23 protein-coding genes are annotated in these 23,791 nt (G+C 67.7%); 14 read left to right on the forward strand and 9 right to left on the reverse strand.

Going from position 1 to position 23,791, the window contains the following annotated elements; translation table 11 throughout:
* Positions 1-32: 32 nt before the first annotated feature.
* A complete protein-coding gene (locus tag KIT25_14110) occupies positions 33-1,667 on the forward strand; it encodes an iron ABC transporter permease (GenBank protein UYN93198.1) in 1,635 nt (544 codons plus the stop codon).
* Here KIT25_14110 and KIT25_14115 read toward each other — a convergent pair.
* The gene (locus tag KIT25_14115) at positions 1,642-2,658 is read right to left on the reverse strand and encodes a Fe(3+) ABC transporter substrate-binding protein (GenBank protein UYN97939.1); all 1,017 of its coding nucleotides are present in this window, start codon (positions 2,656-2,658) and stop codon (positions 1,642-1,644) included. The two genes, KIT25_14110 and KIT25_14115, sit on opposite strands and share 26 nt — an antisense overlap.
* 187 nt (positions 2,659-2,845) lie before the next feature.
* Here KIT25_14115 and KIT25_14120 point away from each other — a divergent pair, with 187 nt between their 5' ends.
* The 9 genes from KIT25_14120 to KIT25_14160 all read left to right on the forward strand — a co-directional run bounded on the left by KIT25_14120 (position 2,846) and on the right by KIT25_14160 (position 12,732).
* On the forward strand, positions 2,846-4,084 hold the full coding sequence (locus KIT25_14120) for a class I SAM-dependent methyltransferase (protein ID UYN93199.1): 1,239 nt from the start codon (positions 2,846-2,848) through the stop codon (positions 4,082-4,084).
* 88 nt (positions 4,085-4,172) lie between these two features.
* Positions 4,173-5,705 carry a replicative DNA helicase gene (locus KIT25_14125; protein UYN93200.1) on the forward strand — a complete coding sequence of 511 codons (1,533 nt, stop codon included), beginning with the start codon at positions 4,173-4,175 and terminating at the stop codon, positions 5,703-5,705.
* Positions 5,706-5,712: 7 nt separating this feature from the next.
* The gene (alr, locus tag KIT25_14130; GenBank protein UYN97940.1) at positions 5,713-6,855 is read left to right on the forward strand and encodes an alanine racemase; all 1,143 of its coding nucleotides are present in this window, start codon (positions 5,713-5,715) and stop codon (positions 6,853-6,855) included.
* 29 nt (positions 6,856-6,884) lie between these two features.
* The gene (locus KIT25_14135) at positions 6,885-7,631 is read left to right on the forward strand and encodes an ABC transporter permease (GenBank protein ID UYN97941.1); all 747 of its coding nucleotides are present in this window, start codon (positions 6,885-6,887) and stop codon (positions 7,629-7,631) included.
* The gene (locus tag KIT25_14140) at positions 7,628-8,401 is read left to right on the forward strand and encodes an ATP-binding cassette domain-containing protein (GenBank protein UYN93201.1); all 774 of its coding nucleotides are present in this window, start codon (positions 7,628-7,630) and stop codon (positions 8,399-8,401) included. The genes KIT25_14135 and KIT25_14140 overlap by 4 nt, the downstream gene beginning before the upstream one ends.
* Positions 8,402-8,422: 21 nt before the next feature.
* Positions 8,423-9,865 (forward strand): DNA repair protein RadA, encoded by a 1,443-nt coding sequence (gene radA, locus KIT25_14145; protein ID UYN93202.1) that lies wholly within the window; start codon positions 8,423-8,425, stop codon positions 9,863-9,865.
* 32 nt (positions 9,866-9,897) lie between these two features.
* Positions 9,898-10,470, forward strand: a complete 573-nt coding sequence (locus KIT25_14150) for a CvpA family protein (GenBank protein ID UYN93203.1) — start codon at positions 9,898-9,900, stop codon at positions 10,468-10,470.
* 64 nt (positions 10,471-10,534) lie between these two features.
* Positions 10,535-11,995 carry an amidophosphoribosyltransferase gene (locus KIT25_14155; protein ID UYN93204.1) on the forward strand — a complete coding sequence of 487 codons (1,461 nt, stop codon included), beginning with the start codon at positions 10,535-10,537 and terminating at the stop codon, positions 11,993-11,995.
* Positions 11,996-12,015: 20 nt separating this feature from the next.
* Positions 12,016-12,732 carry an SDR family NAD(P)-dependent oxidoreductase gene (locus tag KIT25_14160; protein ID UYN93205.1) on the forward strand — a complete coding sequence of 239 codons (717 nt, stop codon included), beginning with the start codon at positions 12,016-12,018 and terminating at the stop codon, positions 12,730-12,732.
* On the opposite strand, the gene der is transcribed toward KIT25_14160, so the two are convergent.
* Genes der through KIT25_14175 form a run of 3 tightly spaced genes read right to left on the reverse strand, consistent with a single transcriptional unit; the run spans position 12,729 to position 16,128 of the window.
* Entirely contained in the window at positions 12,729-14,174 is a 1,446-nt protein-coding gene (gene der, locus KIT25_14165; protein ID UYN93206.1) for a ribosome biogenesis GTPase Der, read from the reverse strand. The two genes, KIT25_14160 and der, sit on opposite strands and share 4 nt — an antisense overlap.
* Positions 14,161-15,483 (reverse strand): PQQ-binding-like beta-propeller repeat protein, encoded by a 1,323-nt coding sequence (locus tag KIT25_14170; protein UYN93207.1) that lies wholly within the window; start codon positions 15,481-15,483, stop codon positions 14,161-14,163. Before KIT25_14170 ends, der begins: the two co-directional genes overlap by 14 nt.
* Positions 15,484-16,128 (reverse strand): tetratricopeptide repeat protein, encoded by a 645-nt coding sequence (locus tag KIT25_14175; GenBank protein UYN93208.1) that lies wholly within the window; start codon positions 16,126-16,128, stop codon positions 15,484-15,486.
* Positions 16,129-16,256: 128 nt separating this feature from the next.
* Between KIT25_14175 and KIT25_14180 the strand changes: the two genes are divergently transcribed.
* Positions 16,257-16,598 (forward strand): DUF2794 domain-containing protein, encoded by a 342-nt coding sequence (locus KIT25_14180; protein UYN93209.1) that lies wholly within the window; start codon positions 16,257-16,259, stop codon positions 16,596-16,598.
* A 1-nt stretch (position 16,599) separates the two neighbouring features.
* Here the strand turns inward: KIT25_14180 and KIT25_14185 are convergent, their stop codons facing one another.
* From KIT25_14185 to KIT25_14195, 3 genes are all read right to left on the reverse strand, one after another.
* Positions 16,600-16,818: a hypothetical protein gene (locus KIT25_14185; protein ID UYN93210.1), complete on the reverse strand. Its 219-nt coding sequence runs from the start codon at positions 16,816-16,818 to the stop codon at positions 16,600-16,602.
* An 88-nt stretch (positions 16,819-16,906) separates the two neighbouring features.
* On the reverse strand, positions 16,907-17,257 hold the full coding sequence (locus KIT25_14190) for an ArsC family reductase (GenBank protein UYN93211.1): 351 nt from the start codon (positions 17,255-17,257) through the stop codon (positions 16,907-16,909).
* Positions 17,258-17,267: 10 nt separating this feature from the next.
* Positions 17,268-18,215, reverse strand: a complete 948-nt coding sequence (locus KIT25_14195) for a VOC family protein (protein UYN93212.1) — start codon at positions 18,213-18,215, stop codon at positions 17,268-17,270.
* A 64-nt stretch (positions 18,216-18,279) separates the two neighbouring features.
* Between KIT25_14195 and KIT25_14200 the strand changes: the two genes are divergently transcribed.
* Both KIT25_14200 and KIT25_14205 read left to right on the forward strand, forming a co-directional pair.
* Positions 18,280-18,609 (forward strand): carboxymuconolactone decarboxylase family protein, encoded by a 330-nt coding sequence (locus tag KIT25_14200; protein UYN93213.1) that lies wholly within the window; start codon positions 18,280-18,282, stop codon positions 18,607-18,609.
* Entirely contained in the window at positions 18,606-19,538 is a 933-nt protein-coding gene (locus KIT25_14205) for a fumarylacetoacetate hydrolase family protein (GenBank protein UYN93214.1), read from the forward strand. Before KIT25_14200 ends, KIT25_14205 begins: the two co-directional genes overlap by 4 nt.
* Before the next feature lie 28 nt (positions 19,539-19,566).
* On the opposite strand, the gene KIT25_14210 is transcribed toward KIT25_14205, so the two are convergent.
* Both KIT25_14210 and KIT25_14215 read right to left on the reverse strand, forming a co-directional pair.
* On the reverse strand, positions 19,567-19,953 hold the full coding sequence (locus KIT25_14210; GenBank protein ID UYN93215.1) for a hypothetical protein: 387 nt from the start codon (positions 19,951-19,953) through the stop codon (positions 19,567-19,569).
* 362 nt (positions 19,954-20,315) lie between these two features.
* On the reverse strand, positions 20,316-22,646 hold the full coding sequence (locus tag KIT25_14215; protein UYN93216.1) for a xanthine dehydrogenase family protein molybdopterin-binding subunit: 2,331 nt from the start codon (positions 22,644-22,646) through the stop codon (positions 20,316-20,318).
* A gap of 90 nt (positions 22,647-22,736) precedes the next feature.
* Here KIT25_14215 and KIT25_14220 point away from each other — a divergent pair, with 90 nt between their 5' ends.
* Positions 22,737-23,789, forward strand: a complete 1,053-nt coding sequence (locus tag KIT25_14220; protein ID UYN93217.1) for an alcohol dehydrogenase catalytic domain-containing protein — start codon at positions 22,737-22,739, stop codon at positions 23,787-23,789.
* Positions 23,790-23,791 lie beyond the last annotated feature (2 nt).

Here is a 23,791-nt window from a genome sequence, read left to right on the forward strand (position 1 = left end):
GCCAGTGGCATGCGTCTTCGTTTGAGCCTCCGATGATGTGGCGTGCAGGCGCCATCGCCATCGCAGCGCTGGTGGCGCTGCCGGTGTTCGGCGTCGTGGCCAGCCTGTTCGACTGGCGCGGCGAATTGTGGGCCCACCTCGCCACGACCACGCTTGCGGACATCGTCTCGAACACGGTCGTACTGCTGATCGGCGTCGGTGTCGGCACGACGCTGATCGGAACCGGCACGGCGTGGCTGGTGACAATGCATCGCTTCCCGTTCAGCCGGACGCTCGAATGGGCGCTGTTGCTGCCTCTGGTGATGCCGACCTACGTGATCGGCTATGCCTATGCGGATCTGCTCACCTTCGCCGGCCCGATCCAGGGCGCTCTGCGCGAGTTCACCGGATGGCGGCGCGACGACTATTGGTTTCCCGATTTCGGCAATGCCACGGGCGTAGCGCTGCTCTTCACTTTGGTCCTCTTCCCGTACGTCTACCTGGCCGCGCGGGCCACCTTCCTCGCCCAATCGCAGGCCCTGCTCGATGCCAGCCGCATCCTCGGGCACGGCCCGCTCAGCACGTTCCGACGCATCGGCCTGCCGCTCGCCCGCCCGGCCATTGCCGCTGGAGCCGCCCTGGCGCTGCTCGAAGCCCTCGCCGATTTCGGAACGGTGCAGTACTACGGCGTCCCCACCTTCACGACCGCCATCTACCGCACGTGGTATGGGATGGGAGATCGAACGGGCGCCGCCCAGATCGCCATGGTCCTGCTCGTGATTGCCGCCTGCCTGCTCCTGCTGGAACGCCACAGTCGCGGTAGACGACGCGTCCATGTCGCGGCGAACATTCGGCAGCGGTCATCGCCTTCCGCGCTGTCGCCGGCGGGCGCGCTCGCCGCCTCGATCGTCTGCAGCTTGCCGGTGGTGTTCGGCTTTGTTCTGCCGACAGCGCATCTGATCAGGCTGGCAGTCGTGTCCGGCATTGGATTGACCGACGAAAGCTTCGTGCGCGAGGCCATCCATAGCCTCGTGCTGGCGACGATCGCCGCGCTGGCAATCGTCGCACTGGCGCTGTTCCTTGCCTATGCCGGCCGGCTGGTGCGGCGGCGCGCCTTCAATCGCCTGATCGAGTTTTCCGTGCTGGGCTATGCCATCCCCGGCGCGGTGATCGCAGCCGGCATCCTGTTGCCGTTGATCGCCGTCGACCACGCGGTCGATGCGGCATTCGACGCAGTCTTCGGCGTCTCGACGGGCCTTCTTCTAAGCGGAACCGCCTTCGCCCTGCTGATGGCCTACACCATCCGTTTCCTGGCCGTGGGCGTTGCCAACGTGGCGCCGGCACTCGCAGCGATCGATCCGGCCATGGATGCCAGCGCGCAGATGCTGGGGGCGAAACCACGGCAGATTCTGCGACGGATCCATCTGCCGATGTTGAAGGCGCCAGCGTTGACGGCCGCGATGCTCGCGTTCGTCGAGGTGGTCAAGGAGTTGCCGGCGACGCTCCTCATCCGGCCATTCAACTTCGACACGCTCGCGGTCGGAATCTATCGCTACGCCTCCGACGAGCGCCTTGCTCAGGCCGCCGTGGGGGCGGTCCTGATCGTCGCCGTATCGCTCGCACCGGTGATCCTGCTGAGCCGCGCGATCGCCAGCCCGCAGCCTACTTCCAGCCGGCGCGATCCATGATCTTGAGGGCCTCGGCGTTGTTGCGCGCGAAGACGCGGGCGTTGAGCTGATCCTCCTTGAACTTGCCGAGTGAGGCGAGTTCCGGCGCCATGTCCACGTTGGCCAACACCGGGTACTCGGAGTTGCCCTGCGCGAAGTAGCGCTGTGCGTTCGGCGACACGAGATACTCGAGAAACTTCACCGCTGCCTCTCGGTTGGGCGCGTACTTGGCAACGCCGCCGCCGCTGATGTTCACGTGCGTCCCGCGACCGGCCTGATCGGGGAAGATCACCCCGATCTTGGCCGCGACCTCGCGATCCTCCGGCTTCTTGGAGCGCATGAGGTTCACGAAGTAGTAGGTGTTGGCGACGCAGATGTCGCCTTCCCCCGCCGCTACCGCCTTGATCTGATCGGTGTCACCGCCCCGTGGCGGCCGTGCCATGTTTGCCGCGACCCCCTTGGCCCACGCCTCGGTCTTCTCCGGTCCAAGAGCCGCCAGGATCGAACCCGTCAGCGATTGGTTGTAGATGTTGCCCGAGGAGCGGATGAGCAGCTTGCCCTTCCATGTGGCGTCGGCGAGGTTCTCGTACGTCTGGGGAGCATTCGCCGCTTGCACACGCTCCTTGCCGTAAAAGATCACACGCGCGCGCTTGGAGAAGCCGAACCAATTGTTGTCGGGGTCGCGCAGATGCGCCGGCACCGCCGCGGTCAGAACCTGCGAGGAGACGGGCTGCAGCAAGCCATCGGCCCGGGCTCGCTCGATGCGGCCGGCGTCGACACTGATGAAAACGTCGCACGGGCTCTTGTCGCCCTCAGCCTTGAGCTTGGCCACCAATGCATCCGCCGCGGCATCGGTCCGATTGATCTTGATGCCGGTGAGATCGGTGAAGTTGTTGTAGAGCGCGATGTCGGTGTTGTAGTGGCGCGCCGAATAGAGATTGAGCGTCGCTGCCTGGGCGAGCGCCCCTCTCGAGATCATCACACCCGCACCGAACGCCATCCCCGAGGTCATCAAGGCTCGCCGCTTCACGTTCACTCTCCATCTGCGAATGACTTGCAATCACGAAATCTATAGCACCCCACAATCGCTACTGCAAATCGCTCGCAATACTTTGATCTGGGTCAAATCCCAGGTTTGTTCCGGCCTTTGCCTTGAAATTGCCGTTTGGACTAACATTTGCGCTCCTGAGGGTACGACGATGCTGCTAGCCAAGGGCCTTGGCCGCGTATTGGGCGTAGGCCAGTTGACCATCATCGACGCCACCGGACGGTCGCACCGCCTGCAGGGTTCGCGACCCGGCCCGGCGGTGACCATGCGGCTTCACGACCGCTGGACCGGCCTGCGTCTGGCCCTGCGTCCCCGGCTCGCCTTCGGCGAGGCCTACATGGACGGCAGGCTCACCGTCGAGGACGGCGACCTCTACGACTTGCTGGATTTGCTCGGACGCAACATGGCCGCCATCGAGACCATGCCGTTGTTGCGCTGGTCCTACGGCCTGCAGAAGGTCTTGCGGTTCCTCGAGCAATACAATCCGATTGGCAAGGCGCAACGCAACGTCGCTCACCACTACGACCTCAACGATCGGCTCTACGACGCTTTCCTCGACCGCGACCGCCAGTACTCCTGCGCCTATTTCCTGTCGCCGTCGGACTCGCTCGAACAGGCACAGGTCAACAAGAAGCGCCACATCGCCGCCAAGCTGCTGCTGCGGCCGGGCATGAAGGTGCTCGACATCGGCTCGGGATGGGGCGGCATGGGGCTCTTCCTCGGTAGCGAGTTCGGCGCCGACGTCACGGGCGTGACGCTGTCGAAGGAGCAGCACGGCGTATCGAGCCGCCGCGCGCTGGAGGGCGGCCTGGCCGACCGCGTGCGCTTCAAGCTGCTGGACTATCGCGAGGAGCCCGAAACCTACGACCGGATCGTTTCGGTCGGCATGTTCGAGCATGTCGGAGCCGCGCATTACGTCGAGTTCTTCGCCAAGATCAAGCAGTTGCTGAAGGACGATGGCGTTTTGGTGCTGCATTCGATCGGCCGCATGGAGCCGCCCGGCGGCACAAACACGTGGCTGCGCAAGTACATCTTTCCGGGCGGCTACACGCCGGCTCTCTCGGAGGTTCTCGCAGCCATCGAGAATGTCGGCCTATACGTCACCGATATCGAAATCGTCCGATTGCATTACGCCGAGACGTTACGCCACTGGCGCCTGCGCTTCCTCGCCAACCTCGACAAGGTCAAGCAGATCGAAGGCTACGACGATCGCTTTTGCCGCATGTGGGAGTTCTATCTCGCCGGCTGCGAAGTGGCGTTCCGTTACATGAATCAGATGGTGTTCCAGATTCAGGTAGCGCGCAGGCAGGACGCAGTGCCACTGACGCGCGACTACATGGTCGACGCCGAACGTGACGTCGGCGTTTCCCGCTCCATGGCGGCCGAATAGCCGGTTTTCCCCGTAGTTACCCACCGTTGAATAGAGTGGCGGGTTTTGGGATGGTGGCCGGCCCCTCGGTTTCACTAGAAGGCTCTGCATGGAGCCGCTGAAAGACTCGTCGAACGTCACGCGCCTGCCCGGCGCAGATGACATCCGCCTGCGCGAGCCGCCGCACAACTTCGAGGCGGAGCAGGCGCTGCTGGGCGCCATTCTCATCAACAACCACGCCTACCAGCGCGTCGCCGAGTTCCTGCGGCCGGAGCACTTCGCCGATCCGCTGCACGGCAAGCTGTTCGACACGCTCGGCAAGCTGATCGAGCGCGGCCAGCTCGTCAGCGCCGTCACGCTCAAGACCTACGTGGAGAACGACGAGGATATCAAGACGGCGGGCGGCGCGGCCTATCTTGCCCGCCTGGTCGCCTCCTCCGTCCATGTCATCGACGCCGGGGACTTCGGCCGCAGCGTCCACGACCTCTATCTTCGCCGGCAGTTGATCGACGTGGGCGAGGGTATGGTGAACGGTGCATTCAGCCCCGACGTCGAGGAAATGGCCCTGCAGCAGATCGAGGTCGCCGAGAAGAAGCTCTACGATCTCGCCAGCAGCGGCCAGATCGAGGGCGGCTTCAAGCCGTTCCGCGCCTCCTTGACCGAGGCCATGGCGGCGGCCGAGGCGGCCTATCACCGGGCCGGCCAGCTTACCGGTGTGGCCACCGGACTGTTCCAGCTCGATCAGCTGCTCGGCGGCCTGCACAAGTCGGATCTGATCATCCTCGCCGGTCGTCCGGCGATGGGAAAGAGCTCGCTCGCCACGAACATCGGCTTCAATGCCGCCCGGGCCTATCGGGAGGAACTCGGGGAGGATGGCCGGCCGAAGGTGGTCGACGGCGCCGTGGTCGGCTTTTTCTCTCTCGAGATGTCGGCCGAACAGCTGGCCACGCGCATGATCTCCGAGCAGGCCGAAATCCCCTCCGAGAAGATACGGAAGGGCGAACTGATCAGCGCCGACTTCGACCGCGTCCTGTCGGTGAGCCACGAACTGGAACATCTCAACTTCTTCATAGACGACACACCGGCACTCTCGATTGCGGCTTTGCGGACGCGCGCGCGCCGGCTCAAGCGCACGCACGGACTCGGCCTCATCATCGTCGACTATCTCCAGCTGCTCGCGCCCTCGGGCCGGACGCGTCAGGAGAATCGCGTGCAAGAGGTGTCCGAGATCACCCGCGGATTGAAGACGCTCGCCAAGGAGCTCGACGTACCCGTTCTGGCCCTCAGCCAGCTCAGCCGGGCCGTCGAGCAACGCGAGGACAAGCGGCCGCAGCTCGCCGACCTGCGCGAATCGGGCTCGATCGAGCAGGATGCGGATGTCGTGATGTTCATCTATCGCGACGATTATTATCTTCAGCGCGAGGAGCCGAAGCGACGCGACAACGAGACCGCCGAGCACTACAATGCGCGTCACGACGACTGGAGGCAACGCTGCGAGCAGCAGTACGGCAAGGCCGAAGTCATCGTCGCAAAGCAGCGGCACGGTCCGACCGGCATCGTCCGTCTCTCGTTCGAGGGCCAGTTCACCAAGTTCGGCAATCTTCCGGCGGACGCAGGTTCGTCGGATGGACCCGCCTTCTAGGCGCGGCATGACTCCGGCGGGCGACGAAGCCCTGCGGCGGGCGGGCGCGATTCTCACCGTCGATCTCGGCGCCATCGCCGCCAACTGGCGCGGCTTGCGCGATGCCGGGCGCGCGCAGGGACGGCCGGTCGATTGTGCGGCAGTGCTCAAGGCCGACGCCTACGGCACCGGCGCGGCCGTCGTCGGCCCCCGCCTCGCGGCCGAGGGATGCCGCCACTTCTTCGTCGCCCACGTCGACGAGGGCGTCGCGCTGCGCGCCGTATTGCCCGACCCGGCGATCTACGTCCTGAACGGCCTGCTGCCCGGGACCGACGCCGACTTCGTCGAACATCGCCTGACCCCGGCCCTCAACCATCTCGGGCAGCTCAACGCCTGGCGCGCCGCCGCCCAGCGCTTCGACAGGCCGCTCGACGCCGTGATCCACGTCGACACGGGCATGAACCGGCTCGGGTTCGACGCCGACGAATCGCAGGTGCTGATCAACGAGCGCGGGCGATTGCGCGGCTTGCGGCTCGCCCTGCTGATGAGCCATCTCGTCGCTTCCGAAGAGCCCGACAACCCGGCCAATGGTGAGCAGCTCTCGCGCTTCCGCGCATTCGTCCGGAGCATGCCCGGCGCGCCGACCTCGCTCGCCAATTCCTCGGGCGTCTTCCTCGGGCCGGACTATCACTTCGATCTGCTGCGGCCGGGCGCCGCGCTCTACGGCATCAACCCCCTGCCCGGACGTGCCAATCCGATGCTGCCCGTCGTGACGCTGAAAGCGCGCATCCTGCAACTGCGCAAGATCGATGCGTTTCAGACCGTTGGCTACGGTGGGGCGTGGCGTGCGGCGCGCCCAAGTCGCGTGGCCACGATCGCGCTGGGATATGCCGATGGGTACTTTCGTGCCCTCATTAATCGCACGCACGTACATCTCGCCGGCCACCGCGTGCCGGTGATTGGCCGCATCTCCATGGACCTGGTCACCGTCGATGTCACCGACGTACCCGAAGCCGATTGCCCGCTCGGCACGACCGTGGAGGTGCTGGGCCCCCACATGACGCCCGACGACCTGGCCGAGAACGCGCGGACGAACGCCTACGAGGTCATGACGGCCCTTGGCCGCCGCCACGCGCGAGTCTATGTCGAGAGTGGGGGGACCGCGACGTGACGATTCCGCTTGTGACGATCCTTGGCCGCATGACGCTCGCCTTTCTGGCGGCGACGGGCACCGTGACGACCTTCGCCTTCCAGGCGATCCGCCAGGCCGTGCAGCCGCCCTATTATCATCGCCAGATTCTCCGCCAGATGCTGGAGATCGGCTACTATTCCTTGCCGGTGGTGGGCCTGACGGCGATCTTCACCGGCATGGTGCTCGCCCTGCAGTCCTATACCGGCTTCGCCCGCTTCTCCGCCGAGAGCGCCATTCCCAACGTGGTCGTCGTGTCGCTGACCCGCGAACTCGGCCCGGTGCTGGCCGGCCTGATGGTGGCCGGCCGCGTCGGCGCCGCCATGGCGGCCGAGATCGGCACCATGCGCGTTACCGAACAGATCGATGCGCTGACCACCCTGTCGACCGATCCGTTCAAGTATCTGGTGGCCCCGCGGCTGATCGCCGGGGTCGTCACCCTGCCGATACTGGTCCTGGTGGCCGACATCATCGGCGTCCTGGGAGGCTACATCGTCGGCGTCTACAAGCTCGACTTCAACGACATCGCCTATCTTCGCAACACGATCGATTTCCTCGAGTTCCAGGACGTCTTCTCGGGCCTGGTGAAGGCGGCCGTGTTCGGCTTCCTGATCACCTTGATGGGCTGCTACCACGGCTACACCTCGAAGGGCGGCGCCCAGGGTGTCGGCATGGCGACCACCAACGCCGTGGTCTCGGCCTCGATCCTGATCCTGACCTCCAACTACTTCATCACCGAAGCGTTCTTCGCGCGATGACGACGCCCAAGATCTCCTTGCGCGGCGTCACCAAGTCGTTCGGGCCGAAGAAGGTCCTGCAGGGCATCGACCTCGACGTCCAGCCGCAGGAATCCGTGGTCGTCATCGGCGGCTCGGGCAGCGGCAAGTCGGTCCTGCTGAAGTGCATCCTGGGGCTGCTGCAACCCGACGAGGGCTCGATCCGCATAGACGGCGAAGAGGTCACCGGGCTCAGCGACCGCGAACGCGCCCGGGTCATGCGCAAGTTCGGCATGCTGTTCCAGGGCGGCGCGCTCTTCGACTCGCTGCGCGTCTGGGAGAACGTCGCGTTCGGCCCGATCCAGAGCGACGGCATGGATCCCGCCCGGGCGCGCGAGGTCGCGATCGCCAAGCTGGGCGCGGTCGGGCTCACACCGGAAATCGGCCAGCTGCGCCCGGCCGAGCTGTCGGGCGGCATGCAGAAGCGCGTGGCGCTCGCCCGCGCCATCGCCCGCGAACCGGAGATCATCTTCTTCGACGAGCCGACCACGGGCCTCGACCCGATCATGGCCGACGTCATCAATGACCTGATCGTCAAGTGCGTCAGCGACCTCGGCGCCACCGCGATCTCGATCACCCACGACATGGCGAGCGCTCGCAAGATCGGCCATCGCATCGGCATGCTCTACGACGGCAAGCTGATCTGGCAGGGCCCGGTCGCCGATATCGACCGTTCAGGCAACGCCCATGTCGACCAGTTCATCCACGGCCGCGCCGAGGGGCCGATCCAGATGCAGGTGCGGAAGCTGTGACCCGTCGGCCGGGGAACTGAGGTGGCCCGCGTCACCAAACGCTTCGTCTGCCAGTCGTGCGGCGCCGTGACCACCAAGTGGAGTGGGCGCTGCGAGAGCTGCGGCGAGTGGAACACCATCGCGGAGGAAGCCGGCGCCACGCCGGGGCCGGCGGGCAGCGGGCTGACCCGCGCCGGCAAGGGGCGCCTGCTCGAGTTCGCCGGCCTCACCGGCTCGACACCACAGCCGCCGCGCCACCGCAGCGGCATCGCCGAATTCGACCGTGTCTGCGGCGGCGGGCTGGTGGTGGGCTCCGCACTGCTGATTGGCGGCGACCCCGGGATCGGCAAGTCGACCCTGTTGCTGCAGGTCGCGGCGGCGCTCGCCAGGCAAAGCACCGCCTGCGCCTACATCTCGGGCGAGGAAGCGCTCGACCAGGTGCGGCTGCGCGCCGAGCGGCTCGGCCTCGGCGCGGCGCCGGTGCAGCTCACGGCCGCGACGTCGGTGCGCGACATCGTCGCCACGCTCGAGCGGCCCGATGCGCCAAAGGTCGCGGTGATCGATTCGATCCAGACCATGTGGCTCGACACCGTCGACAGCACGCCGGGCACCGTGACCCAGGTGCGCGCCTCGGCGCAGGCACTGGTCGAGCTCGCCAAGCGGCGCGGCATCGCCGTGCTGCTGGTCGGACACGTCACCAAGGACGGCGCCATCGCCGGCCCGCGCGTGCTCGAGCACATGGTCGACACCGTCCTCTATTTCGAGGGCGAGCGCGGCCATCAGTTCCGCATCCTGCGCACCGTCAAGAACCGCTTCGGTCCGACCGACGAGATCGGCGTCTTCGAGATGTCCGATCGCGGACTGGCCGACGTCGCCAATCCCTCGGCGCTGTTCCTTGCCGAGCGGCGCGGCCAGGTGTCCGGCGCCTGCGTCTTCGCCGGCATCGAGGGCACGCGGCCGGTGCTGGTCGAAATCCAGGCGCTGGTGGCGCCGTCGTCCTTCGCCACGCCGCGCCACGCGGTCGTCGGTTGGGATTCCAACCGCCTCGCCATGGTACTGGCGGTGCTGGAAGCCCGCTGCGGCGTGTCGATCGGCGCCAACGACGTCTACCTGAATGTCGCCGGCGGCCTGCGCATCGGCGAGCCGGCCGCCGATCTCGCCGTTGCCGCGGCCGTGGTGTCGTCGCTTGCCGACGAGCCGGTGCCGCCCGACATGGCGGTGTTCGGCGAAATCGGCCTCGGCGGCGAGGTGCGGCCGGTGGGCCAGCGCGAGGCGCGGCTGCGCGAAGCGGCCAAGCTCGGATTTCGCAGCGCGCTGGTGCCGCGTGGCCGCGCCGGCACGGGGCCGGCGCCGGCACGGACGGCCGAGGGCATCGCCATTGACGAAATCGAGCATCTGTCCGACCTTGTCGCGCGATTCCAGCCGGCAGACCGACCCCTCAAGCGACCGCGGCGGGAGGGCGCAGCGGATCGCAGGCGTGACTGAACCGCACGCATCGGGTTAGAGGGCAATCGCTGATGGACCAGCTCGGCATCACCGTTTTCGACGTCGCGGTCATTGCCGTCGCCGTGTTCGGCGCCGCCATCGGCATGTCGGCGGGTTTCGCCCATGCCGTCCTCTTCATCGCCTCCTGGATCGGCGCCGGCTGGGTCGCCTGGCGGTTCGCCAAGGTCGTCCAGCCCGAGATCGAGACGCTCGTGGGCAGCACCGAGCTCGCCTATTTCATCTCCCTGCTGGTGGTTTTCGTCGGCGCGCTGATCGTCCTGGTGATGCTCACCAACGCGGTTTCGCGCTCGGTCCGCGCCAGCCCGCTGGGACGGCCGGACCGCATCCTGGGCGCCGGCTTCGGCGTGCTTTGCGCCTGGGCGGCGCTGGGCACGGCCTTCCTGTTCTACACCTATCTCGGCCCCAAGCAGCTGCCGCCTCCGGTCGAGGCCGGCGCGACGTTTCCCCTGATCAAGGAAATGGCCATGTTCGTCGAGCCACACCTGCCGCCTGGCTTCCGGACCCGGATGCAGAACAGGGGACCGCTCGACCCGGCCGATATCCCGATCCCCTCGCCGGCGGAGATCATCAAGAAGACCGAATGACCACAAAGGGTCGCAGGCACTTATCCTTGATGCATGGCGGCCCCGCCCCAGATATAACCCCGCCGTGCTGAACGCCCCCGCCCCCCTGGATCGCGACAGCGACAAGTTCCACGAGGAATGCGCGCTGTTCGGCATCTACGGCACGTCGGACGCCGCCGCCCATACCGCGCTCGGGCTGCATGCCCAGCAGCACCGAGGGCAGGAAGCCACCGGCATCGTCACCTTCGACGGACGCCATTTCCACTCCCACCGCGCCCCCGGCCTGGTGGGAGATGTTTTTGGCGAGCAGGCCGTGATGGCCACCCTCCAGGGCTACAGCGCCATCGGTCACAACCGCTACGCCACGACAGGCGGCACCAACGACCGCAACATCCAGCCGATCTTCGCCGACTACGATTTCGGCGGCCTGGCGCTCTGCCACAACGGCAACCTCACCAACGCCTACCTGCTGCGCCGCGAACTGGTGCGCATGGGCTGCCTGTTCCAGTCCACCACCGACACCGAGGTCATCAACCACCTGATCGCCCGTTCCAACTACTCGACCGTCGTCGACCGGCTGATAGACGCGCTCGGACGGGTCAAGGGCGCCTACTCGCTGCTCATTCTCACCAACGAGGCGCTGATCGGCGTGCGCGACCCGATGGGCGTGCGCCCGCTGGTGATCGGCCGCCTCGAGGATTCCTGGATCATCGCCTCGGAGACCTGCGGGCTCGACATCATCGGCGCGCGCTACGTGCGCGACGTCGAGCCCGGCGAGATCGTCATCGTCGACGGCAGCGGGTTGCGCTCGATCAAGCCGTTCGGCAGGCAACAGCGTCGGTTCTGCGTCTTCGAGCACATCTACTTCGCCCGCCCCGACAGCAGGATCGAGGGCGTCGGCGTCTACGAGGCGCGCAAGCGCATCGGCATGGAACTCGCCAAGGAGAGCCCCGTGGCGGCCGACCTGGTCGTGCCGGTGCCCGATTCGGGCGTGCCGGCGGCAATCGGCTATGCTCATGAGTCCGGCCTGCCGTTCGAGCTCGGCATCATCCGCAACCACTATGTCGGCCGTACCTTCATCGAGCCGGCCGATCACATCCGCCATCTCGGCGTGCGGCTGAAGCACAACGCCAACCGCGCCATGATCGAGGGCAGGCGGGTGATCCTGGTCGACGATTCGATCGTGCGCGGCACGACCTCGATGAAGATCGTCGAGATGGTGCGCAACGCCGGCGCCCGCGAGGTCCACATGCGCATCGCCGCCCCGCCGACCACCCACTCCTGCTTCTACGGCATCGACACGCCCGAGCGCGACAAGCTGCTCGCCTCGCACTACGACGTCGACGGCATGGCCAAGTTCATCAAGGTCGATTCTCTGGCCTTCCTGTCGATCGACGGCCTCTATCGCGCCATGGGCCTGCCCGGCCGCGACCCTCAGGCGCCCGGCTTTTGCGACGCCTGCTTCACAGGCGACTACCCGATCCCCCTCGACGACCTGATGGGCAGCGAGGACCGCCAGCTCTCGCTGCTCGCCGAAACGGCGTAAGCCCCTCCGACGGAACGCGCATGAGACTCCAAGGCCGGATCGCCCTGATCACCGGCGCCTCGCGCGGTCTCGGCGCGGCGGCGGCCTTCGCCTATGCCCGCGAAGGCGCACACTGCATCCTGGTCGCCCGCACCGTGGGCGGGCTCGAGGCAGTCGACGACCGGATCAAGTCGATCGGCGGCAGCGCCACACTGGTGCCGCTCGACGTCACCGACGGACCCGGCATCGACCGGCTGGGGGCGGCGCTCCACGAGCGCTACGGCAGGCTCGACGTGCTGCTCGCCTGCGCCGGCGTGCTCGGCACGCTCTCGCCGGTCGGCCATTTCGAGCCGCGCATCTTCGAGCAGGTCATGGCGGTGAACGTGACCGCGAACTGGCGCCTGATGCGTTCGCTCGATCCGCTGCTACGCCAGTCCGACGCCGGCCGGGCGATCTTCGTCACCTCGGGCATCTCGCGCCGCGCCGTGCCCTACTGGGGCGCCTACGCCGCGAGCAAGGCCGCGCTCGACATGCTGGCGTCGATCTACGCCGCCGAGAGCGCCCACACCAGGCTGCGCGTCAACCTCTACAATCCCGGCCCCATGCGAACGGCCATGCGCGCGCTCGCCTTTCCCGGCGAGGATCCGGCGTCGCTGCCGCCGCCCGAGGCGCACGACGAGAACCTCATCGGGCTCGCCCTGCCCGAGTGCACGATGAACGGCCAGTGGGTGGCGGGCGACGAGGCGCTCGGCGCCTAACGCTTCCTGGCCCGGCCGGCGTAGGGGTTCTTCGGCTTGCGCATGGCGAGCCGGATCGGCACGCCGGGCAGGCCGAAATCGTCGCGCAGGCGGTTGGTGAGGAAGCGCAGGTAGTCGTCGCCCAGCTCGTCGGGCTGGCTGACCGAGAGCACGAAGGTCGGCGGCCGCGTCTTGATCTGCGTCATGAAGCGCAGCCGGATGCGCCGGCCCCTGGCAAGCGGCGGCGGGTGCAGCGTCTCCATCTCGCGCAGCCAGCGGTTCAGCCTGGGCGTGGCGACGCGCTTGTTCCAGATGTCGTAGGTCTCGAACACCTTGGGCATCAGCCGTTCGACGCCGCGCCCGTTCAGCGCCGAGAAGCCGACGATCGGCACGTCCTTGACCTGGGCGAACGATGCCTCGAGGCGGTCGTTGAGCTTGCGCCAGGCGCGCGTGGCGTCGGCGCGGTCCTCGGCGAGAAGGTCGGTCTTGTTGACCGCGACCACCAGCGCGCGCCCCTCGTCGATGACGCGACCGGCCACGGCGAGGTCTTGCTTCTCAGCCATGTTCGCGGCGTCGAGCACGACCACCACCACGTCGGCCAGCCGCACCGCGTCGAGCGTGTCGGCGACCGAGGCGGCCTCCAGGCGATGGTCGATGCGGCTCTGGCGCCGCATGCCGGCGGTGTCGATCAGCCTGATCTTGCGGCCGCGCCATTGCCATTCGACGCGGATGGCGTCGCGCGTGATGCCCGCCTCGGGACCCGTCAGCACACGCTCCTCGCCGACCAGGCGGTTGAGCAGCGTCGACTTGCCGACATTGGGCCGGCCGACGATGGCCAGCATCAGCGGCCGCCGGGCGGCCGCGGCGGCCGCCGCCTCGGCGTGCTTCTCGCTCACCTCGTCGGGAATCGCGTCTTCCGACTCCTCTTCCTCCGGCTCGACCGCCGGGACGAGGCGCGCCATCGCTTCATGCAGATCGCTCAGCCCCTCGCCGTGCTCGGCCGACACCGGGATCGGCTGGCCGAAACCCAGCGCGTGTGCCTCGGCGAGCCCGGTCTGCCCGGCCCGGCCTTCGCACTTGTTGGCGACGACGATCACCTTCTCGTGGCGCTTGCGCAGCCAGTTGGCGAAGGCCTCGTCGAGCGGCAGCACGCCGGCGCGCGCGTCGATCAGGAACAGCACGGCGTCGACGCTGTCGACGGCGCGCTCGGTGAAGCGGCGCATGCGCCCCTCGAGGCGCGCGATGTCCGCGGTTTCCCAGCCGGCGGTGTCGAGCAGGGTGAACTTGAGATCGCCGAGCTGCGCCGGCGCCTCGCGCACGTCGCGGGTCACGCCCGGCGTGTCGTCGACGATGGCGTGACGGCTGCCGACCAGGCGATTGAACAGCGTCGATTTTCCGACGTTGGGGCGGCCGACGATGGCCACCCTGGGGACGACCCGAGGCGGCGTGTCAGCGGAGGGCAATGAGCCTGCCCGCGTCGGTCAGGACGTAGACGGTGCGGTTGGCGACCACCGGCCCGAGCCGGATCGGCTGGCGCACCTCGAGCTTGCCCAGCACCTCGCCGGTATAGGGCGAGAGCGCGAGCAGGTCGCCGGTCGAGCCGCCGACCAGCAGGCGGTCGCTCGCCAGCACCGGCCCGGCCCACAGGATGGGACGGCGGCGCTTGTCGTCCTCGTACTGGGTGAGCGGCGTCACCCACTTGATCTTGCCGGTCTCGCGCTCGATGGCGGCGACGTCTGCCGATCCGGTGATGACGAAGACGTAGCGGCCGGCCACCCAGGGCGTCTGGTTGCCGCCGATGTTGCGCTCCCACAGGCGCTGGCCGGTGTCGAGGTCGATGGCGGTGAGCGTGCCGGCCGATCCCATCGCGAGCACCAGGCCGCGGTCGATCACCGGGCGGCCGCGGATGTCGGCGAGGTTGCCGAAGGCGCGCAGCTCGCCGCGCGGGCCGACCAGCGACTCGTTCCAGACGGCGCGGCCGTTGTCGATGCGGAGCCCGACCAGCTCGCCCGAGGTGAAGGGCGCGACGATGAAGTTGCCGGACCCGGCCGGGCTGTTGCCGCCGATGAAGCCGGCCGTCTCCTGCAGCCCGGAGAAGGACCACAGGTCGGCGCCGTCGACCGCCGCCAGGGCATGCAGCTTGTTGTCGATGCTGACGGCGAAGACACGGTCGCCGAACACCAGCGGCGCGCCGCGCACCGGCGCGCTCACCGTCGACATCCAGACCTCCTTGCCGTCGTTGGGATCGAGCGAGAAGACCTCGGCGAAGCCGGTGGTGACGAACAGCCGGCCACCGTACCAGGCCAGTCCGCCGCCGAACTCGTCGGTGTCGCGCGCCTTGCCGGGCTTGAGCGTGACCCGCCACAGCAGCCTGCCCGTCTCGGCATCGAAGGCCGAGACGGTGCTCTGGGCGTCCTTGGCGAAGACCTTGCCGTCGGCGACGATCGGCGGCGTCGTCAGCACGCGCGAGCTCGACGAGCCCGCGCCGACATCGGCGCTCCATATGATCTGCGGCGCGTCGCCCACCTGCAGGTGCTGCATGGCGTAGTTGGCGAAGCCGCCCGACTGAGGCCAGGAATCGTTGACCACCGGCGCCGGCAGGATGACCTGCTGCCCGGCCGTCTCCTTGTCAGGCTCGAGGTCGCCGCGATTGGTGAACACCGGGACGCGCTCGCCGGGCAGCGGCGGCTTGCTCTTGTCGAAGATGCCGCAGCCGCCCAGCGACAGGGCGAGCAGTCCGCCGGCGAGAAGGACGCGGGCGCGCAGACGCATCTACTTCGCCTCCGCCGGCCCGAGGAAGGCGAGCATGATCTGGGCGCGCTGCTGGGCGCCGGCGGGACCGGCGCGGTCGTTGGCGATCTCCTGCCACAGTTCGCGGGCGCGCCTGGTCTCGCCCTTCCGGGTGGCCACGATCGCCTGGACCTCGCGCGCGCTCACCCGGAACGGCCGGTCGCCCGCGGCGAGGGTCTCGAGCTGACCGGTCATTTCTTCCGTCTTGCCGGCATCGACCCCGCGATAGCCGGCGATCACCAGCGCCAGATCGGCGAGCTCCGACGGCAGCTTGGGCGCGAGCTCGCGCAGCGCCGCGACCTGCTCGGCCGGAGTCTCGCGCATCTGCGCGGCGATGAGCGCGGCGAGCGAACGGTAGGGCTCGGGGGCGTTGGTCGCCTGCTCGTCGAGCACCGCGCGGGCGGCGGCGTTGTCGCTGCCGATCATCGCCAGCGCTGCCGAATAGGCGGTGCCCGCGGCGGCGCGCCGGTTCGCGTCATAATGGCGCCAGCCGACCAGCGCGGTGACGCCGACGACGACGAGCACTGCACCGCCGATCACCCAGCTTCCCCAGCGCTTCCACCATATCTTGAGATCGTCCTGCCGGACGGCATCTTCGATTTCCTGAAAGGCGGCCGGATCGGACACGCGTGGCTCCCGGATTTGCACGGAATTTCAAGGGGCTGCGCGGCGGTTCATAGCCCCCCAATGGGGGTTTGGCAAACCGCCAGCCATCTGCAACAATTCGCGTCCGCCATGACCCGATTCACGGCCGCATGAGCAACTTGTACCGGTTGGCCGACCAGCGGGCCCGCCGCCGGATCGTCTCATTCGACCGGCGCGAGCTCAGCCGGTTGCTCAACCTCTACAGCATGAGGGTCGCCACCGGCGAGTGGCGCGACTATGCCATCGACTTCCGTCCCGGCATGGCGATCTTCTCGATTTTCCGCCACACCGCCGAACAGCCGCTGTTCGCCATCGCCAAGGTGCCCGGCTCCACCGCCGGCGGGTCGGGCGGCTACATGGTCTACAACGGACCGCGCAAACTGGCCCACGGCGACAATCTCGAAGACGTGCTCAGCGTCTTCGACCGCAAGCTCCGCCTGCTGCTGAGCTGACCTATTTCTTCTCGGTCGTGGCCGCGCCGATGCCGGCGCCAACGGCGCCGCCGATCAGCGTCGGCGCCAGCAGCGGCCAGCCGGCGATAGCACCGACCGCCAGTCCCGTGCCGGCGCCGATGGCACCACCAGTCGCGGCCCGCTCGCCCCAGGTCTCGCCGCAGGCGGACAGCGTCAGGGCCACGGGAATGAGAGCAAGTGCAACGAACCTGATTTTCATGTTGGTACCTCAGAGGGATGAGGCACCTTGTAAAATTTCAGAGATTACGTCAATAAATTCTTATAACTATATGATTTATATATAATAATTACAGTATCTTCTGATAGTCTTCGGGCTTGAAGCCGACCACGACCGCACCGCCCGCCTCGAGCACGGGCCGCTTGATCATCGACGGCTGGGCCAGCATCAGGGCGAGCGCCTTCTTCTCCGTCAGCCCCTCGCGCTCGCCGTCCGGCAGCTTGCGGAAGGTCGTGCCGGCGCGGTTGAGCAGCCGTTCCCAGCCGAGCCGCGCCGCCCATGCCTCGAGCCTGTCGCGACCGATGCCCGACTCCTTGTAGTCGTGGAACCGGTAGTCCACTCCCCTGGCGTCGAGCCAGGCGCGCGCCTTCTTCATCGTGTCGCAGTTCCGGATGCCGTAGATCGTGACCTTGGCCGCCATGCGCGGCGCCTCACGGGCTGGCGTGGCCGATGAAGCGGTCGGGCGGCCGTTCGCCCCATTGCGACTGCAGGCCCTCCTCCGCGCTCAACAGGTTGCCCGGCGTCGAGGCGTTGAGCCGGTCGGTGTCGGCCCAGCGCTCGTGCACGCGGCCCCACGGATCGGCCCAGTAGTCGAAGACCTGGCTGCCCAGCAGGTGCCGGCCGATGCCCCACATGTGCTCGTACTTGCCGAGCTTCTTCAGGTACTCGTGATCCTGGAAGACGGCGTCGATGTCGTGCGCCTCGAACGAGACGTGGTTGAGGCCGGTCTTCTCGTTGTGCACGCAGAACAGCACGTGATGGTCGACATAGTCGTCGCCGCGGTCGAGCCGGCTGAACGCGCCGATCAGATTGTCCTTCTCGCCGGCATAGACGTCGTCGGAGCAGATCATGCCCAGTGTCTCGCGAAACCAGCGCACCGTCTCCTTCACCCTGGGTGTCGCCAGCACGCCGTGCCCGATGCGCTGGATGGTGGTGGGCGACCTGGTCAACCGCATCAGCCGGCCGGCGCGGCGCAAGGGTTCGCTTCCCGAGTTCAGCAGGTCGCGCCCGAGCCTGATCGGCTCGACCCTGCCGAGGCCGGCGACGAGCTCGACCTGATAGCCGTTGGGCTCGGTCAGCCGCACGCGCTTGCCGCCGCCCGGCTCGTTCAGCGTCTCGATGCCCGACGCGCCGGGCAGCCTGGCGGCCCGCGCGAGGTCGTCCTCGTCGCGCACGTGATAGGCGAAGCCGATGAACCTGGTGCCGCCCTTGTGCGTGACATGCAGGTGATGATGGTCGTCGGCGCCCCGCATGTAGAGCGCATCAGGCGTGCGCTCGGCGCGCACGAGGCCGAAATGCGTGAGGAATTCCTCCATCGCGTCGAGGTCCGGCGCCTCCATGCGCGGATAGGCGAAGTCGGCAACCTTGATCGCGGGCATGGCTTCCTCCCAAACTGCGGCGAAACGCTAGCGTTCCGCCCGGGCGTTGAAAAGGAGGGAATGAATGTCCAAGCCGCCACCGCCGAATCCACGCGATGCCCTGCGCGCCTTCGCGCCCAAGCTGATCGACCTCACCGACAACGTGCTGTTCGCCGACGTGTGGGAGCGGTCCGGCCTCTCCAAGCGCGACCGCAGCCTGATCACCTGCGCCGCCCTGGTCGCGCTCAACAGGACCGAGCAGCAGGTCGGCCACTTCCAGCGCGCCATCAACAACGGCGTCAAGAAGGAGGAGCTGATCGAGCTCATCACCCACCTCGCCTTCTATTCGGGCTGGCCGACGGCGATGTCGGCGGCAAACGTCGCCAAGCGCGTGTTCGAGGGAGAACCCAAGTGAAGCTCTGCTACTTCGACGACTGGCGCCTCGGCGTCGTCAGGGACGACCGGGTCGTCGACGTCACCGACGACGTGAAGAGCCTGCCCCATCGCGACACGCGCGACCTGATCGTGCCGCTGATCGACGGCTGGGAAAGCTGGCGGGACAGGATCGCCAAGGCGATCGAAGGCCGCGCCGGCGTCGCGCTCGGCGGCGTGCGGCTGCGCCCGCCGGTGCCGCGACCCGGCAACATCGACTGCATGGCCGTCAACTACATGGAGGACGGCACGCTCAAGGAGAAGCCCGCCATCAACGCCTTCCACAAAGCGGCGACGGCGGTGATCGGCGACGGCGACACCATGGTGCTGCCCGACGTGCCGGCGACCATCTTCGAGGGCGAGGCCGAACTCGCGCTGGTGATCGGCAAGCGCGCCAGCAACGTCAGCCAGGCCGACGCCTTCAAGCACATCTTCGGCTACACCTGCTTCATCGACGGCTCGGCGCGCGGCCTGCCGCCGCCCGGCAACGTGTTCTTCCAGATGAAGTCGCGCGCGACCTTCGCGCCGATCGGGCCGTGGATCGTCACTGCCGACGAGATCGCCAACCCGCAGAAGCTCGCCGTCGAACTGAAGAACAACGGCACGACCATGCAGAAGTTCAACACCGACGACATGGCGCACCAGATCCCGCGCGTCATCGAGTGGCTGAGCTCGATCCACACGCTGGAGCCGGGCGACATCGTCGCGACGGGGACCAATCATCGCGGCCTGCACTCCTTCATGGACGGCGACCGGATCGAGCTCACCATCGAGAAGGTGGGCACGCTGCGCATCGGCGTGAAGGACGAGCTGAAACGCAGCTGGGCGCGTACCACGCGCGCCCAGCACAAGGACAAGGGCGGCGACGGCCCGCACACGCCGCAGACCGGCGGCAAGTACGCCAAGGCGTGACTCGGGGAAGTGAGCGGGTGCGGAGCGCCTACTGGCGCTCCCACCTCTCGTCGTTCGACAGGAAGACCCTGGCGCCGACCGGGGTGAAATCGTAGTTCACGTCCATCGGCGGCTTGCGGTCGGCGCACTGGCCCTTGTCGCAAGTTCTGTTGACCCTGAGGTTGAACTGGCCGCCCGCCACGCCGTAGCTGCCGTGATGTTCGAGCCGCAGAGTGGAATTGTGGAAGTAGAAGGCGCCGTTGCGGTCGAACCGCATGATCACGGTCTGGCGCGGCTGCTGGCGTTCCCACTTCCAGGTGCCGACGATGTAGTCGGCCGACGAGGCGAAGATGCCGTCCGGCAGCTTGAGTTGCTGGGCCACGGCGGCGAACGGCAACGCCAGTGCGAGCAGCACCAGCATGACGAGTCTTTGCATCGGCTCCCTCCCCTCGCCCGATATTAGCACCCCTGAGCCGCAGCGGGGCGTCGAGGCGGGAAGGCGTCGCGGAAACCGCGGAAACCGCGCAAACTGTATAAATATCGTCACACGAAACGGAATCCTCCCCTACAAGTCCGATTCGCCCGCCGGATAGTCCCGCCCCGGAACCAAAACGGGTCGCCAAAATCGCCAAAATCGCCAAAATTAACCGCCTGCACAGCGTCACCTTCCGGCCAACACACCGCCGCTCGGCAACGCCATTCGGCGGCCGCTTCCGGATAGTCGTTTCATACTATAATTGTATGATCATCATACGACGCCGTCCAGCCCTTTCACGCCGCCGCGACGCGCGAAAGGGATCAGCGTCCCGCCGCCCGTATCGCCCGCCACACGTTCTCCGGCGTCGCCGGCATCGCCACGTCCGTGACGCCGAGCGGGGCGAGCGCGTCGACGATGGCGTTCATCACGACGGGCATGGCACCGACCGTGCCGGCCTCGCCGGCACCCTTAGCGCCGAGCGGGTTGTATTGCGTCGGCACCGGGTTCGACTTGATCTCCATGCTCGGCACCGTGTCGGCGCGCGGCATGGCGTAGTCGAGGAAGCTCGCGGTCAAGAGCTGGCCGCTCTCGCGGTCCCACACCACCTGCTCGCTCAGGATCTGGCCGATGCCCTGCGCCACGCCGCCGTGGATCTGGCCCTTGAGCCCGATCGGGTTCATCACCGTGCCGACATCGTCGACGACGAAATAGCGGTCGACCCTCACCGTGCCGGTGTCGGGATCGACCTCGACCTCGCAGACGTGGCAGCCGTTGGGAAACGTGTCCTTCTGGCCGAGATAGGTCGCGTTCTCGTAGAGCCCGCCCTCGAAGCCCTTGGGCCACTTGCCGGGCTGGAAGGCCGCCATCGCCACCTGCTTCAGGGTCACCGACCTGTCGGTGCCCGTGACCGTGAACCGGCCGTCGGCGAACTCGATGTCCTGCTCGCCCGCCTCGAGCAGGTGGCCGGCGAGCTTGCGGCCCTTCTCGATCACCTTGCCGGCCGCCATGAACAGCGCCGAGCCGCCCAGCACCGTCGAGCGCGAGCCGTTGGTGCCCATGCCGAAGGCGACCCGGTCGGTGTCGCCGTCGATGAACTGCACGTCGGCGGGATCGATGCCCAGCCGCTCGTTCAGGATCTGCTTGAACATGGTCTCGTGGCCCTGGCCCTGCGCCTTGGTGCCCATCAGCAGCGCCGCCGTGCCGCCCGGGTTGAAGCGGATCTCGGCGTACTCCGGCTGCGCCGTGCCGGCCGCCTGCTCGATGGCGTTGACGATGCCGAGCCCACGCAGCCGGCCGCGCGCCTTCGACTCCGCCGCGCGCGCCGGATAGCCCCCCACGTCGGCGAGCTTCAGCGCCATGTCGAGATTCTCCTCGAACCTGCCGCAGTCGTAGAACGGGCCGACCGGGCTCTGATAGGGCAGCGCCGATTCGGGCAGCATGTTCCTGCGGCGCAGCTCGATGCGGTCGATGCCGAGCTCGCGCGCCGCGTCGTCGATCAGGCGCTCGATGAGATAGATCGCCTCGGGCCGGCCGGCGCCGCGATAGGGCGCCGTCGGGTTGGTGTTGGACAGCACGCCGACGACGTTGATGTGCGCCACCGGAATCCGGTAGACGCCCAGCACCGTGCCGATCTGGCCGAACGGCGAGAGGAGATTGCGGTCGGAGCCGACATAGGCGCCGATGTTGGCCAGCATGTCGAGGCGCAGCGCCACGAACCTGTTGTCCTTGTCGAGAGCCAGCTCGACCTCGCCGATATTGTCGCGGCCGTGCTCGTCGGCCATCACCGCCTCGCTGCGCTCGCAGGTCCACTTGACCGGGCGCAGCAGCTTGCGCGCTGCCCACACCGTCAGGCGATGCTCGACATACTGCCAGCCCTTGGTGCCGAAGCCGCCGCCGACGTCCTGCGCGATCACCCGCATCTTGCTCTCGGGCACCTTGAAGACGTTCTGCGCCAGCATGTTGCGCACGCGATGGGGATATTGCACGTCGGCGTAGAGGATCAGCCGGTCCTCGCCCTGGTCGTAGACGCCGAGCGTGCCGCGCGGCTCCATGTACTGGGCGTGCACGCGCGTGATGACGTAACGTCGCTTGACGATCTTGGCCGCCGCGGCGAACGCGGCCTCGGTCTCCGCCTTCTTGCCGCGCTCGACGCTGTTGGAGATGTTGTCGGGGCAGTCGTCCCACACGGCGGGCGCGCCCGGCTTCACCGTATCCTCGGTCGCCGTCACCGACGGCAGCGCCTCGTAGTCGACGGCGACCAGCTCGGCGGCGTCCTTCGCCTGGGCGAGCGTCTCGGCGATCACCATGGCGACGGGATCGCCGACATAGCGCACCCGGTCGGTGACCAGCGGCGGGCGCTGCGGCGCGAACATCGGCTTACCGTCGGGCCGTTTGCGCGGCATGTTGGCCTTGGGCATGCCGAGGCCGTCCGCCGTGACGTCGTGTCCGGTATAGACCGCCAGCACGCCGGGCGCCCTCGCGGCCTCGGCCGTGTCGATCGAGCGGATCCGCGCGTGGGCATGCGGCGAGCGCACGAACACGGCATGGGCCTGGCCCGGCAGGTTGACGTCGTTGATGAACCGCCCCTGTCCGCGCAGCAGACGCGGATCCTCGAACCTCAGGACCGGCTGGCCGATGCCGTACTTGCCCATGCGCTTTCACTCCCCTGGCGCCCGAACCACTAGCACAAAGGGTCGGGTGATGCTCTATGCTGGCGTCGACAGGACACGGGAGTACGCCCAATGAAGAGCTACAAGGTCGTCGAGTTCGGACAGCCGCTGCAGAAGGTCGAGGAGCCGACGCCCCGGCCGCAGGGCGGCGAGGTGCTGGTGCGCATCACCGCCGCCGGCGTCTGCCACTCCGACGTCCATCTGTGGGAAGGCTTCTTCGACATGGGCGGCGGCAACAAGTACTCGACCGCCAAGACCATGAACCCGCCGCGCATCATGGGCCACGAGATCGTCGGCGTGGTCGAGGCGCTCGGTCCGAACGCGAAAGACGCCAAAGTCGGCGACAAGGCGGTGGTCTATCCGTGGATCGGCTGCGGCAAGTGCTGGTATTGCGACAACGGCACGGAAAACCTCTGCCCCTCGCCGCGCGCGCTCGGCGTCAACAACGACGGCGGCTACGCCGATCACGTGCTGGTGCCACACGCCAAGTACCTCTATCCCTACGGCAACCTGCCGGAGGAGCTCGCCTGCCTCTACGCCTGCTCCGGCATCACCGCCTTCGGCGCGGTCAAGAAGGCGGTCGGCCAGGATGCCGGCAAGCCGATTCTGGTGATCGGCGCGGGCGGCGTCGGCCTGATGGGCGTGCGCTTCGCCAAGGCGGTGCTGGGCCGCGAGCCGATCGTCGCCGACATCGACGAGAACAAGCGCAAGCTGGCGCTCGAGAACGGCGCCTCGGCGGTCGTCGATCCGCGCGAGAAGGAAGCGCGCAAGCAGGTCATGGAGCTGACCGGCGGCGCCGGCGTCGGCGCCGCGATCGATTTCGTCGGCGCCGAGGCGAGCGCCCAGTTCGGCTGGCGCGCGCTCGGCCGCGGCGGACGGTTGATCGTGGTCGGCCTGTTCGGCGGCACCTTCGCCACGCCGTTGCCGATGTTCCCCTTCACCGGCAACGCGGTGATGGGTTCGGTCACCGGCACGCCGGCCGAGATGAAGGAGATGATGGACCTGGTGACCGCCGGCAAGGCGGCGCCCGTGCCGATCGTCAGGCGCAAGCTCGACGAGGCCGACGCCACGCTGCAGGAGCTGCGCAAGGGCCTGATCATGGGGCGGGCCGTCCTCGTTCCCTAGCC

Source organism: Enhydrobacter sp. (genome assembly GCA_025808875.1).
Taxonomy (GTDB): Bacteria; Pseudomonadota; Alphaproteobacteria; order Reyranellales; family Reyranellaceae; genus Reyranella.

Coding starts and splice junctions, on each gene's coding strand:
- KIT25_14120 (UYN93199.1), top strand. CDS start 2,846: ATGCTGCTAGCCAAGGGCCTTGGCCGCGTATTGGGCGTAGGCCAGTTG.
- KIT25_14135 (UYN97941.1), top strand. CDS start 6,885: ATGACGCTCGCCTTTCTGGCGGCGACGGGCACCGTGACGACCTTCGCC.
- KIT25_14210 (UYN93215.1), bottom strand. CDS start 19,953: ATGCAAAGACTCGTCATGCTGGTGCTGCTCGCACTGGCGTTGCCGTTC.
- alr (UYN97940.1), top strand. CDS start 5,713: ATGACTCCGGCGGGCGACGAAGCCCTGCGGCGGGCGGGCGCGATTCTC.
- KIT25_14185 (UYN93210.1), bottom strand. CDS start 16,818: ATGAAAATCAGGTTCGTTGCACTTGCTCTCATTCCCGTGGCCCTGACG.
- KIT25_14220 (UYN93217.1), top strand. CDS start 22,737: ATGAAGAGCTACAAGGTCGTCGAGTTCGGACAGCCGCTGCAGAAGGTC.
- KIT25_14180 (UYN93209.1), top strand. CDS start 16,257: ATGAGCAACTTGTACCGGTTGGCCGACCAGCGGGCCCGCCGCCGGATC.
- KIT25_14140 (UYN93201.1), top strand. CDS start 7,628: ATGACGACGCCCAAGATCTCCTTGCGCGGCGTCACCAAGTCGTTCGGG.
- KIT25_14110 (UYN93198.1), top strand. CDS start 33: ATGATGTGGCGTGCAGGCGCCATCGCCATCGCAGCGCTGGTGGCGCTG.
- KIT25_14125 (UYN93200.1), top strand. CDS start 4,173: ATGGAGCCGCTGAAAGACTCGTCGAACGTCACGCGCCTGCCCGGCGCA.
- KIT25_14195 (UYN93212.1), bottom strand. CDS start 18,215: ATGCCCGCGATCAAGGTTGCCGACTTCGCCTATCCGCGCATGGAGGCG.
- KIT25_14160 (UYN93205.1), top strand. CDS start 12,016: ATGAGACTCCAAGGCCGGATCGCCCTGATCACCGGCGCCTCGCGCGGT.
- KIT25_14190 (UYN93211.1), bottom strand. CDS start 17,257: ATGGCGGCCAAGGTCACGATCTACGGCATCCGGAACTGCGACACGATG.
- KIT25_14170 (UYN93207.1), bottom strand. CDS start 15,483: ATGCGTCTGCGCGCCCGCGTCCTTCTCGCCGGCGGACTGCTCGCCCTG.
- KIT25_14115 (UYN97939.1), bottom strand. CDS start 2,658: ATGACCTCGGGGATGGCGTTCGGTGCGGGTGTGATGATCTCGAGAGGG.
- KIT25_14150 (UYN93203.1), top strand. CDS start 9,898: ATGGACCAGCTCGGCATCACCGTTTTCGACGTCGCGGTCATTGCCGTC.
- KIT25_14200 (UYN93213.1), top strand. CDS start 18,280: ATGTCCAAGCCGCCACCGCCGAATCCACGCGATGCCCTGCGCGCCTTC.
- KIT25_14215 (UYN93216.1), bottom strand. CDS start 22,646: ATGGGCAAGTACGGCATCGGCCAGCCGGTCCTGAGGTTCGAGGATCCG.